This is a genomic window from Microcoleus sp. AT3-D2 (assembly GCF_036705715.1).
Lineage (GTDB): Bacteria > Cyanobacteriota > Cyanobacteriia > Cyanobacteriales > Microcoleaceae > Microcoleus.
This window is the reverse complement of the sequence record NZ_JAUBVE010000006.1, coordinates 1-11,899: the sequence shown is the minus strand read 5'-3', so window position 1 is coordinate 11,899 and position 11,899 is coordinate 1. Positions and strand designations below refer to the sequence as shown.

Below are 11,899 nucleotides of genomic sequence, written 5' to 3'. Positions count from 1 at the left end.
TATGGCGTAGATGCGGCCCCTAGTTTGTAAACATAATATATTCATGACGATTGCAACTTCCAAAAAAACTTCTCCTGATTGGCCTGTCGTAGGCTTTATGGCCTTTCTGCACATCGGTGCTTTATTTGCTTTGCTGCCGGGTAATTTTAGCTGGTCTGCGGTCGGGCTAGCAGTATTCCTGCATTGGGTAACAGGTGGTTTAGGAATTACTCTCGGATTTCACCGCCTCGTCACCCACCGCAGTTTTCAAACACCGAAATGGCTAGAGTATTTTCTAGTTATTTGCGGTACGCTTTCCTGCGAAGGTGGCCCGATCGACTGGGTAGGAATGCACCGGTTACACCACATACATTCCGACACCGAAACAGATCCCCACGATTCCAATCAAGGCTTCTGGTGGAGCCACATGGGTTGGATGCTCTCGGATCTCCCGATCAGAGTTGAAATCCCTCGCTTTACTAAAGACATCGGCGACGACCCAGTATACAAGTTTCTCCAAGCATATTTTATCCCCATCCAAGTTGTCTTCGGTGTTTTGCTTTATTTATTAGGCGGCTGGTCTTTCGTGGTTTGGGGCGTGTTTATGCGGATCGTGGTGGTGTTCCACTGCACTTGGCTGGTTAACAGCGCTACCCACAAATTCGGCTACCGCACCTACGAGTCGGGCGATAGCTCGACGAACTGTTGGTGGGTGGCTCTGCTCACCTACGGCGAAGGCTGGCACAACAACCACCACGCCTTTCAATACTCGGCTCGCCACGGCCTGCAATGGTGGGAAATCGACTTCACCTGGATGACAATTCAATTGCTGCAATCGCTGGGTTTGGCAACCAAAGTGAAATTAGCAGAAAAATAGAGATCGGCAATTAGTCATTGGTTGTCGCTCATCAGTTCTGGACTAATGGCTGGTGACCAATGCCTAATCCTGTCTTTGCGATCGGTATAGGTTGGGTTGAACAGAGATCGATCCGTATGGTGCGATCGACCCAACCAAAACCAGAATCAGTTATAATATAATTGGGAACAAAAAAATTTGTTTGGCCACCAAATTTTTTATTTTCAAAATACAACCGTAAATCTTTTTCAATCCTAATCCCAAATCTATCATTGATTCTTTATTAGTTTGGGCAAGTGTGCAGCAAAAAAAGTTCACTGCTCAATCCAAACTATTATGCGTGAATCCCGGTCGGCATCTCATCAGAAATCAAAAAAAGAATGACAATAGCAACTCAAGAAAAACTCCAATACAATTGGAAGCACGTTATTAGTTTAGCAGGACTTCATATCGGCGCTTTGTTCGCACTGCTACCCAGTAACTTCAATTGGACAGCAGTTGGTTTAACAGTATTTATGCACTGGATAACCGGCGGTTTGGGAATAACTCTCGGATGGCATCGTATGCTCACCCACCGTAGCTTTCAGACACCAAAATTCGTAGAATACTTTCTAGCATTTTGCGGAGCCCTTGCCTGTCAAGGAGGAATAATTGATTGGGTTGGGCTGCACCGATTGCACCACACCCACTCTGACCAAAATGCGCTCGACCCTCACAATGCCCAAAAGGGTTTTTGGTGGAGTCACATCGGCTGGATGCTATATAAAGGTCCAGCTCACGCTGAAATTGCCCGCTGCACAAAAGACATTTCGAGCGATCCATTTTACCAATTTTTGCAAAACTACTTTCTCCCAATGCAAATCGTCTTTGGCGTCTTGCTTTACTTAGCAGCAGGCTGGCCGTTTGTAGTGTGGGTAATTTTTGTACGCTTAGTTTTGGTGTATCACTGCACCTGGTTTGTTAACAGCGCCACTCACAAATTTGGCTACCGCACTTACGAAACAAAGGATAGTTCTACTAACTGTTGGTGGGTTGCGCTTTTGACTTACGGCGAAGGCTGGCACAACAACCACCATGCTTATCAATACTCGGCCCGTCACGGTATGGAAAAGTGGGAAATTGACTTCACTTGGATGACAATTCAAGTCTTGGAAGCACTAGGTTTGGCTACTAAGGTGAAATTACCAGCTAAGTAGCAGCATGGGGCATGGGGCATGGGGCATGGGGAATTGGTAACAACTCACAAATAACCAACTGTCAACTGCCCACTGTCAACTGCCCACTGCCTAATGAGTCCGTTTTTGCTCGCCCCGGCCGCGCAAATATTCCGCTAAAAACGCCAATCCTCCCGAACCTACTATCAACAGCACGCTGAGAGCATTAATATCAGGTTTCACCCCAGTCCGAATCCGGCTAAAAATTTCCATCGGCAGAGTTGTAGTCCCGCTACCTGCGGTAAAACTAGCAATCAAAAAATCGTCCATGCTGAGGACAAAAGACAGCAGACAACCGGAAACAATTCCGGGTATTAATTGAGGGAGCAAAACCTGAATAAAAGCTTCAACAGGCGTTGCACCCAAATCCAAGGCAGCCTCTTCTAAATACGGGTTTAAATCTGCCAATCTAGTAGAAACAGCTAGGGCGATGTAAGCCAGACAAAACACAATGTGAGCGGCGACAATTGTCCACAAACTCAGAGGAATAGCCAGCGCCGCTAAAAATACCAGAGTAGCAACTGCGGTCGCAATATCTGGAATAATAATCGGCAAGTAGGAAACTCCCTGATATAAACTCTTGCCAGGAAAGCGGTAGCGGGCTAAACCAACGGCCATCAAAGTGCCGAGTACAGCCGAAATTGCAACTGCACAAACAGCTACTGTTAAACTGTTTCTCAGGGCAATTAAAATCCGCGTATCGCTAAATAATTTAACGTACCAATCTAAAGTAAATCCTTCCCAACCTGCGCTAAAACGCGATTTGTTAAAGCTGTAAAAGGTGAGTACCAGGATGGGCAGGTACATATAAAAAAACATCAAAACGGCAAATATTACCTGCCAAGAAATCTTAAATTTAGGTTTTAAGTACATATCGGCTTGGATTTCCTCCTGTGGATTTTCGGCGGTATTTTCCATGTCTCGCTAATGGGGAATTGGTAGTTGGTAGTTGGTAATTGGTAATTGGTAATCGGTTGTTGTCAGTTGTTATTTGTGAGTAGCTACCAATAAAAAGTAACCAATAACTAATGACTACTGACTAATGACTAATGACTTCTTTAAATTGCATTACGATCGCCATATTTGAGCAAAAGGGCAATTCCGATACTCACTGCAAAGATTAATACCATACTCAGAGCCGAACCCAGACCCCAATTTTGAGTCGCCCCCAAAAACTGATTGTAAATTAAACGAGCCGCCGTCATGCTCGAAGCTCCACCAAGCAACTCCGGATCGACAAAATCGCCCAAACAGCTAATAAATACTAGCAAAGAACCCGCAGCAATTCCCGGCATTGTCTGAGGTACTGTCACTTTCCAGAAAGTTTCCACTGGATTCGCGCCCAAATCCTGAGATGCTTCTAGCAACCTGCGGTCTAACTTTTCCAAAGAAGCGTAGAGAATTGTCACGATATAAGGCAAATAACTGTAAGCCATGCCGATTAAAACTGCGGAACTTTGATTGAGCAATTCCAGAGGAGGAATGCCTACAAGTGCCAGCAGCGAGTTGAGAACCCCCGTAGGACGCAGAATTGTAATCCAAGCATACGATCGCAACAGCGAAGAAGTCCACAGCGGCAAAACAAAGCCTAACAAAGTTAAATTCCGCCACTTTTTCGAGACATTGAGGGCGATCCAGTAAGCCACGGGAAATCCCAGCAGCAAACACAGAATAGTAGTCCCCGTTGCGAAAAAGAGCGATCGACCCATCACCTGCAAATTCAGCGGCTCAAACACTCGCAGGTAATTGCCGATTCCCGAAGGATTCACCAAATCTCCCGGTTTAATATTCGGCACCAAACTAAGCTGAAAAATCACCAAAGTTGGTATGACTAATAATAAAAGCAGCAACAATCCAGAAGGGCCGAGCAATGCCAGCGGCCCAGCCCACGCCGACCACGGGGAAACAGTTTCAGCCTTCAAGGAAGAATTGGGAGGAAGAGGAGGGGGAGTTCTAGTTGAAACAGCCATAGAGCAATTTTTTTGAGTTTTTAACCGCTGATTAACGCGGATTAACGCGGATATAATACGGATAGAGTGTGCGATCGGCTGTACGGGGGCGGGTTGATGTAAATATTGGGTAAGAATCAGAAATTGCGTGTAAAACCCGCCCTAGGTTTGACGATTAGCCGCTGGTTAATTTAGTCCAATAGCGATCGTACACTTCCATAAATTTCCCTACCGGAGCCACACCTTCGCACTTTTTCAAAACAGATTCCGGAGGGAAAAGAATGTCGTTTTGGCGGACTTCCGGCGGCAACAAACTAAAAGCATCTTCCAAAGGAGTTGAAAAACTGAGTCGCTCTACTAAAGAAGCAGCGACATCGGGTTGCAGCATAAAGTTAATCCATTTATAAGCTGCTTCGGGATTGGGAGCACCTTTAGGAATTACTAAAGTGTCAGTCCACAGAGAAGAACCACTTTTGGGGACGACATACTTCAATTTATCGTTCTCTGAATCTGAAATTACTTCATTAGCATCAGAAGAATAACACATAGCTACCTTCAAGTCCCCGGTCAGCATTTGAGGCCGCCAAGCATCAGTAGTAAAAGATGCGATCGCCGGTTTGAGTTCCACCAACTTTTCGTAAGCTTGTTTCACGTGCTCTGGGTTCGTAGAATTCAGAGAATAGCCCAGCATCCGCAACGCAGCGCCCATGACTTCTCGAACATCGCTAGCCAGGGTCATTCGCCTTGCTAACTCCTGTTTGTGCTGCCACAAATAATTCCAATCTTCAGGTTCTTCTTTGAGTTGTTCGCTGTTGTAAATCAAGCCTGTGGTTCCCCAACTCAAAGGGACGCTGTAGCGGTTTCCTGGGTCATATACAGGGTTTTGGAACTGTTTTCTGAGCCGATCGATCCCGCCCAAAATCGACTGGTCTAATGGGATCAGCAGCCCGAGTTCCGTCATCTGAACCACCATGTAGTCAGACGGGTAAATGACGCTGTAGGCGCGGCCGCCACCGGCTTGAACTCTCGCCAGCATCTCTTCGTTGGAGCTAAACACGTCGGCCACTACGCGAATGCCGGTTTTTTCGGCAAAGCGATCGAGCAAAGCGTTATCGGTATATCCTGCCCAAGTATAGATGAAAAGTTGGTCGGCATCACCTTTGACGGGAGGAGCAGATTGTACGTCTGCAAGCCGCCAGCCACAACTAGAAAGAGCTAACCCGGAAATTGTCGCCGCCGAATTTTTTAGGAACTGACGGCGTGTAGAATTAGCCGGGAAAATCCTGGAAATTGGTAAGTTAGTCGGAGGCACAGTTAGATTTTAGATTTTAGATTTTAGATTTTAGATTGGGGAATTGGGGATTGAAGATTGGGGAATTGGTAATTGGGAATTGTCCTATGTTATTTGTTAGGAGAACCAACCACCAACAAATAACCAATGATTAATGACTAATGACTAATACCAACTGCCAACTGCAAACTGACTAATTCCTATCGGTCAAAGCGAGACAATCAGTAGTTCCCCAGTAAGCGTAAATCGGCGTGTGCGGATCTGGGAAAGAGCCGCCGGTGTTTGGCTGGCGTACAGTAATTTTATCGCCCGACGCCAACTCAACTACGTAATGAACGTGCGTGCCCATGTACATAGTATTTTTGAGCCGCCCTTCAAAACAGTTGACCGACACTTCCGGCTGGTAGAGATTCAAATATACTTTTTCCGGCCGAACGCTGACCACAACAGAGTCGCCTGTGACACCATTCCACATATCCGACTGCTGAACGATTATTTTCAGATTGGCCGAGGTGCGAACTGTGAGAGTCGATCGGTCGATCGATTCTACCGTACCCGCAAACAAATTCGTATCGCCAATAAAATCCGCCACAAAAGCCGTCTGCGGGCACTCATAAATTTCTTCAGGAGAGCCAATTTGCTCAATCCTGCCCTCGTGCATCACCGCAATCCGGTCAGACAGACTCATCGCCTCTTCTTGGTCGTGAGTCACCATCACAAAAGTCAAACCCAATTCTTGGTGCAAATTCGACAGTTCCAACTGCATCTGCTTCCGCAACTTCAAATCCAGGGCACCCAGGGGCTCGTCCAGCAGCAGAACCGCCGGTCGATTTACCAGAGCTCTCGCCAAAGCCACCCGTTGCTGCTGGCCGCCCGACATTTGACCGGGAAACCTGTTGGCGAAAGATTCCATTTTCACCAATTGCAAAACTTCCCGTACCCGTTCTTCAATTTCCGCTTTCCCCTGCTTTTTTATCCGCAATCCAAAAGCGATATTGTCCCAGACATTCATGTGTCCGAACAAAGCATAGCTTTGAAACACAGTATTTACCGGACGGCGGTAAGCTGGAGTGTTGGTCATCGACTGCCCGCGAATCATCAATTCGCCCGCCGAGGGAGTCTCGAACCCAGCGATTAAGCGCAGCGTCGTAGTCTTGCCGCAGCCACTGGGCCCGAGGATGCTAAAAAATTCTCCTTGACGAATGCTGAGGTCTACTCCGCGGACTGCGGTTTCGCCGTTAAATACCTTAAAGACCTTGCGGAGTTCAACGTCAAGCGCTGTATCCGTTGCTGTCGTACCTTGGTTGAGTGCTGTCTGAAACATATTCGCCCTTTCCTGGGGGTAATGCACGCCACTTAAATACAGTTTAAGTTTAGACTTTTCTGTATTTTAGGTGAGGAATGTTGGATGTAACAGGTTTTGGGATTTGTTCTTTAAATTCTATCCCAGAGTGTTACCGGGTCATACCGAATGTCCTGTGCCCCGCACCCTATTCGAGCAATCGGCCATCTATTTATTCTCAGGACTTGGCGTGGGAGATGGTTTTTGCGGTTTGTCTGTTTTGGGTGCTTCTGCTTTTTTCCACTCTGACAAAGGTCGCTGGACGGCATTTTTAAAGTCAAAAGGCACTAGCAGCACGGGCAAATTTTGGGCTGAATTTTGAGGGGGCGCTTCCGGTGGATTGGCTTGAGCGTACAAGAAGCGGCCGCTAAAGTCTGTTTTGCCTAAAACTAGGCGGTGAGTTTCCTGGTTGTCCAGTTTTACTGTGACTGTAGCTTGGGGTTGGTCGAGACCGTATTCTGGCAGTTTAGCAGCAGTAATATTAATCGTGCGATCGCTCTTTCCTGTTGCCAGCCTGTCTAGCAAAAAATCCACCGAGGCCTGACTTGCGTGTGCTTGCACTGGCAATTTCATTTCCCAGCTAGACTTGCCTCCTTTTGTCGCATAAACTCGTTCAAAAGTCAAGATTTTTTCGGGAGTTTTGACTGTAAAGAATTGTATGCGATCGGAGTTAAAAGCAAAAATTTTCTGTTTTTCTTCCTTAGCGGCTTCCTGTTTCGGAGATACTTGCATCTCGAACAAAGCAACCAACCCAGTCATACTAAGCGCGACGGCTATCAATACTAATGTATTTTTCTGCAATTTCATAATAACTGAGAATTGGGCATTGGGAATTGGGAATTGGGAATTGGGAATTGGGAATTGGGCATTGGGAATTGGGGAGTTTGTTATTAATAACAACAGTCAACTGACAACTGACAACAGTCAACTGACAACTGTCAACTGACAACTGACAACTGTCAACAGTCAACTAACTTATCTTCTCTTCCACCAGATAGCGCCGCCAATTCCCAGCCCGAGTAAAGGCCACATTAGCCAAGCTAAAACCAGCAATCCTACTTGAATGGCCGTCATGTTAATGCGGCGGTTGGTAGCTTTTTTCGGACTGATAGAAAAGCTTTGCTGGTCTGGTTTACTCAACCAACTGACTGAATTGAGAAACACGTCGCTATTGAGTTGTTGGTCAAACCAACCGTTAGTCACAAATTGAGATGTGCCAATTACTACCATTCGCGATGTTTTTCGAGAAGCTGAAGGCACAGAAGGAGTTGCGGTTGGACTGGGAGATGCTGTGGGAGATGCTGTGGGTGTTGGCGAACTTTCTGGATATGCTGTGGGAGATGCTGTGGGAGATGCTGTGGGCGTTGGCGAAGTCGTCGGTAATGCTGGAGGCGTTGCTTCTTGCGACACAATCACCGAATAGCTGATTGGGGAAGCTGTTGGCGAAGTTGTCGGAGATGGCGAAGTTGTCGGCGATGGTGAATCTGTCGGAGATGGGGAATCTGTCGGAGATGGCGAAGTTGTCGGCGATGGTGAATCTGTCGGAGATGGCGAAGTTGTCGGCGATGCTTGGGGTGAAGGTGATGGCGAATCTGTCGGAGATAGTAAATCTGTCGGCGATGGTGAATCTGTCGGCGATGCTTGGGGTGAAGGCGAGGGCGAAGTTGGTGTTGGTGAAGGTGAGGGCTTTAAGGGAGTGCTGTCAGTGGACGATCGAACTAAAGCTACACCTAATAATAGCGGGCCTTGTTTATCGGTCTTCTGATCAAACTCCAATTTCTTAGTCGTCAAATCGCTTTCCGCCCAACTTTCCTGACTCGTCCAAATCAGCGGTTTTTCCTCTATCCCTGCTACTGGCGAGGTTTCCAAAGCACGCGCAAATGGATAAAATGAAATACCGTTGCCAAAACTTTGAGTAATCGGATGTTCGCCGTAGCGCCTGACTGTTGGAACCGTGGGGCCCAGGCCAAATCTTTGACCAGTGCCCGAAGCATCGATGGCCAAACGGGCGTCTAGTTTTACGCCCCATTCTTCCAGCAATTTGCCCAATCCCGTATCAATTGCCGGGTCTACCATTAACAATAAACTGCCGCCGCGATCGAGATAAGCTCTTAGTGCTTTAATTTCTGTATCGGAAAACGGTTTGTCCTGCCCCGGAATGATTAAAGCATCTGCATCTTCTGGCACTTCTTTGCGTTCGGTCAAATTCAGCGTTTGGGCGTTGTAGTATTTATCTTTCAAAGCTTTTTCAGCTTGCTGAATTCCGCCTTGACCTTCCTTTATCGGGCGGGTTCCTTTGCCTTGCAAAAAGTAAACTGTAGCAACGCGAGTGCTCAGGATTTCTTCTAAGGCATTGGTCAGTTTGATCTCTGAAAGACCTTGATTTGGGTCGCTACCAAAAGCAGTGCCACCTTTTTGCAGAACTTGTTTTTTGTCGCCGGATTGCAGGTAAACTTCTCCGATGCTAGTAATACTAAATTCCCGCGCTTTTCCAGGTTGGGTCTGCGGGTCAACAAACTCGAATTGGAACTTTTCGCCTCCCTCGCGTTTGTAGCTTTGCAGCAATTCTTTAATTTGGGGGTTTTGGATGGGGTCAAATACCCAAACTTTGACTGTTTGTTGCAGGTTTCGCAGTATTTGTTGAGTCTGCGGGGCAAGGGTAAATTGTTGGCTTTCGGTTAAGTCGATGCGGACGGGATAGCGAACGGCTATGAAGTTAATTACTCCGAGAATCACAAAGACGGCGAGGGTAGCAATTAGGGCGTTGGTGCTGGCTTGAGTGGAACGCTGCCCCCAAAAGCTTTGTTCGTAACTCAAATATAGCAGCCAAAGTGCGATCGTCACTGCTCCGGCAATAACTAAACCGACTGTCAGGGGATCCCATACTCCAGATACAAATGCTGCTGTTACCCCCGCTGCGATGAGGAGGGGCCCCAGCAAAAAAACGTATTTCCAATTTGTTTTGCTAATTTTCATAATGTAAATATTGAGTGACAAAATTCCGGTTTGAGGATGTTATTCTATATCGCATTAGCCTGCAACCATGCTGTTAAATCTGACGGCTTGTTGAAATCCAGCACGGCATCTCCTAGTTCTTCTAATTCCTGTATACCTAATTGACGGATGCAGTTTTCGGTTTCCGGTTGTATTGTGCCTAAGCGCTTCACTAACTGACGCAATATTAACGAGAGTTGAGCGGTTTTTGTCACCTGTTCTCTTGCTACATCTATGGCAATCTGCTGGTCTTGAATCCACAATTCTTGCTTCTGCAACTCATTTAATTCTTCCTGAGTGAAGTTTTCTTCGGTGGCAATTCTAAAAGCTTTCTGAATTTCGGGAACTGCACTGAGTGTTTCTGGTACTGTCTCCAGAGTGCTGGCTTTTTCGAGAAAGTAAATCCATTGCTCTGCTGTTGTTGCTAATTCTGCTAATTCCTTGGTAAATTTTGGCAGTTCGATAAATACTAATTCTATTGCAGTATCTGGACACTCAAACTGTTGCTCTTTTTCTTGAAAAACAAACCGCGACAAAAATTCTGGCTGATTTTCAAACATTTCAAAGTCGGCAATTTTCAAGGAAATTACTGTTTTTAGTCTTTCGTAGCGTTCTTTTCCTGTTAATTGTTGGCTGTAGCTTCTGGCAGCGTTGTACAAAACTCTGTTCCCAAAGGAAGGCACGTTTATCAGTTGAATTTCAACTAGGGCGATTCTGCCGCCGTTAATTGTGGCTTTGACATCTAGGTGTGTGTCTTGGGTTGCGAGATTTTGAGGTTCTGGTTGGGAGTCGATTATTTCTAAGTCTTCGATGATCGGCTGTGCTTCATAAAGGATGGCGTTTAAAAAATTAATCAGGATGTCTTTGCTGTCGCTGGAACCGAATATTTTTTTGAACGCAAAGTCGATTTTGGGATTGATAAATCTCATTGTTTGAGGTATTTTGTAGAATGATTAACAGGGAAAAAATAACCTTCCCTTTGCTCTTTACTTCTCTTTACTTTGGCAAAAATAACCTTCTCTGTCTCTGCCTTACCTAATGTTTTTAAGAACGCTGATATCGCAAGGCATCGATGGATTGGGCGGTCAGAAATACTCCTAAAATGATGTAACTGGCAAACATAATTAAACTGCTGGTGTCGAAAACTCCCTTGACAAGATTGGTGTAATTTGTTAGCAGCGACAAATGTCCTAATGCTGTTCCGAAGGGGCCACCGATACTGACGGCGACTGCATCGATCACCCAGAGAAATAATACTAGAGTGAAGGTGAGGATGGCTGATAAAATTGTGCTGTCGGTGAGGGAGGAAATAAACATTCCGAGGGACAATACTCCTGCTGCTAGTAAGATTAAGCCGCCGTGTCCTAGCAGAAGAACTCCGGGGGGTACGGGTGGGGTTGAGGAACTGAGGGCGATCGCCTCGCAGAACAGCAGCGGCACCAACATCGTGGTATAAAATGTTAAAACACCGAGGAGTTTGCCAGTAGCAACGGCCCAGTTTGTTAAGGGCGATGTGGCTAATAGTTCTAAGGTTCCACGTTTGCGTTCTTCTGCGTAAAGTCCCATTGAGAGTGCGGGTAGTACGAACAAGGATAGGGAACCCATTATTCGCAGGAATAGTTGCAGGAATTCGTAGGCTACGTCGATCGGAGGTTCGGTAATTCCCATTTGGTCTCGCTGGCCGATTTGGGGAATTAACCCGTCGGGGGCTAGGAGGATGGCTATTAAAAAGTAGCCGGTGATTAGCCAAAAAACTGCTGCGATGGCATAGGCTAATGGCGAGGCAAAATAGCTTTGTAGTTCTTTGCGGTAAATTGCGACAATATTACTAATCATTACTAACATTTAGGAATTGGGAATGGGTAATTGGCTATTGGTAATTGGTTCATTCTGAGTCGCCTGCGGGTGGTGTTTCGCTGCTGTCGCTATCCTGTTTTTTTCTTTCTATTTGTCGCTTTTTGGTAACAGGTGGCTGTTCTGGTTGAGAATCGCTACTCGGTTGTGGCTTTTTTTTAAGTGGCCGATTTTTTACAACTGGTTGGGATTCGGGTTGAGAACGTTCGATCGACTTTGGTGTATCTAAAATCGGTTCGGGTTCTGGTTGAGAACGTTCGATCGACTTTGGTGTATCTAAAATCGGTTCGGGTTCGGGTTGAGAACGTTCGATCGACTTTGGTGTATCTAAAATCGGTTCGGATTCTGGTTGAGAACGTTCGATCGACTTTGGTGTATCTAAAATCGGTTCGGGTTCGGGTTGAGAACGTTCGATCGACT

Annotated in this window: 10 protein-coding genes and 1 pseudogene; 2 read left to right on the top strand and 9 right to left on the bottom strand. The window is 46.3% G+C overall.

Annotation, left to right across the window (positions count from 1 at the left end):
* Positions 1-43 precede the first annotated feature (43 nt).
* A complete protein-coding gene (locus tag QUB44_RS04240; protein ID WP_333161800.1) occupies positions 44-856 on the top strand; it encodes an acyl-CoA desaturase in 813 nt (270 codons plus the stop codon).
* 359 nt (positions 857-1,215) lie between these two features.
* Positions 1,216-2,031, top strand: coding sequence for a fatty acid desaturase (locus QUB44_RS04235; RefSeq protein ID WP_333161798.1), 816 nt, complete (start codon positions 1,216-1,218; stop codon positions 2,029-2,031).
* A 90-nt stretch (positions 2,032-2,121) separates the two neighbouring features.
* Here the strand turns inward: QUB44_RS04235 and QUB44_RS04230 are convergent, their stop codons facing one another.
* From QUB44_RS04230 to QUB44_RS04190, 9 genes and pseudogenes are all read right to left on the bottom strand, one after another.
* Entirely contained in the window at positions 2,122-2,967 is an 846-nt protein-coding gene (locus QUB44_RS04230; protein ID WP_333363526.1) for an ABC transporter permease, read from the bottom strand.
* 140 nt (positions 2,968-3,107) lie between these two features.
* Positions 3,108-4,019, bottom strand: coding sequence for an ABC transporter permease (locus QUB44_RS04225; protein ID WP_333161794.1), 912 nt, complete (start codon positions 4,017-4,019; stop codon positions 3,108-3,110).
* 154 nt (positions 4,020-4,173) lie between these two features.
* Positions 4,174-5,310 (bottom strand): spermidine/putrescine ABC transporter substrate-binding protein, encoded by a 1,137-nt coding sequence (locus tag QUB44_RS04220; RefSeq protein WP_333363524.1) that lies wholly within the window; start codon positions 5,308-5,310, stop codon positions 4,174-4,176.
* Between the two features lie 172 nt (positions 5,311-5,482).
* The gene (locus QUB44_RS04215) at positions 5,483-6,613 is read right to left on the bottom strand and encodes an ABC transporter ATP-binding protein (RefSeq protein ID WP_333363521.1); all 1,131 of its coding nucleotides are present in this window, start codon (positions 6,611-6,613) and stop codon (positions 5,483-5,485) included.
* Between the two features lie 186 nt (positions 6,614-6,799).
* Positions 6,800-7,438, bottom strand: coding sequence for a DUF4340 domain-containing protein (locus QUB44_RS04210; RefSeq protein WP_333363518.1), 639 nt, complete (start codon positions 7,436-7,438; stop codon positions 6,800-6,802).
* 168 nt (positions 7,439-7,606) lie between these two features.
* Complete coding sequence (locus QUB44_RS04205) at positions 7,607-9,607, bottom strand: Gldg family protein (protein ID WP_333363515.1); 2,001 nt, start codon at positions 9,605-9,607, stop codon at positions 7,607-7,609.
* A 44-nt stretch (positions 9,608-9,651) separates the two neighbouring features.
* The gene (locus QUB44_RS04200) at positions 9,652-10,554 is read right to left on the bottom strand and encodes an Rpn family recombination-promoting nuclease/putative transposase (protein WP_333161785.1); all 903 of its coding nucleotides are present in this window, start codon (positions 10,552-10,554) and stop codon (positions 9,652-9,654) included.
* Positions 10,555-10,669: 115 nt separating this feature from the next.
* Positions 10,670-11,470 carry an ABC transporter permease gene (locus QUB44_RS04195; protein WP_333363512.1) on the bottom strand — a complete coding sequence of 267 codons (801 nt, stop codon included), beginning with the start codon at positions 11,468-11,470 and terminating at the stop codon, positions 10,670-10,672.
* Positions 11,471-11,510: 40 nt separating this feature from the next.
* Positions 11,511-11,899: pseudogene (locus QUB44_RS04190) on the bottom strand (ATP-binding cassette domain-containing protein); the annotation flags it as partial.

Coding starts and splice junctions, on each gene's coding strand:
- QUB44_RS04240 (WP_333161800.1), top strand. CDS start 44: ATGACGATTGCAACTTCCAAAAAAACTTCTCCTGATTGGCCTGTCGTA.
- QUB44_RS04210 (WP_333363518.1), bottom strand. CDS start 7,438: ATGAAATTGCAGAAAAATACATTAGTATTGATAGCCGTCGCGCTTAGT.
- QUB44_RS04225 (WP_333161794.1), bottom strand. CDS start 4,019: ATGGCTGTTTCAACTAGAACTCCCCCTCCTCTTCCTCCCAATTCTTCC.
- QUB44_RS04230 (WP_333363526.1), bottom strand. CDS start 2,967: ATGGAAAATACCGCCGAAAATCCACAGGAGGAAATCCAAGCCGATATG.
- QUB44_RS04235 (WP_333161798.1), top strand. CDS start 1,216: ATGACAATAGCAACTCAAGAAAAACTCCAATACAATTGGAAGCACGTT.
- QUB44_RS04215 (WP_333363521.1), bottom strand. CDS start 6,613: ATGTTTCAGACAGCACTCAACCAAGGTACGACAGCAACGGATACAGCG.
- QUB44_RS04200 (WP_333161785.1), bottom strand. CDS start 10,554: ATGAGATTTATCAATCCCAAAATCGACTTTGCGTTCAAAAAAATATTC.
- QUB44_RS04195 (WP_333363512.1), bottom strand. CDS start 11,470: ATGTTAGTAATGATTAGTAATATTGTCGCAATTTACCGCAAAGAACTA.
- QUB44_RS04205 (WP_333363515.1), bottom strand. CDS start 9,607: ATGAAAATTAGCAAAACAAATTGGAAATACGTTTTTTTGCTGGGGCCC.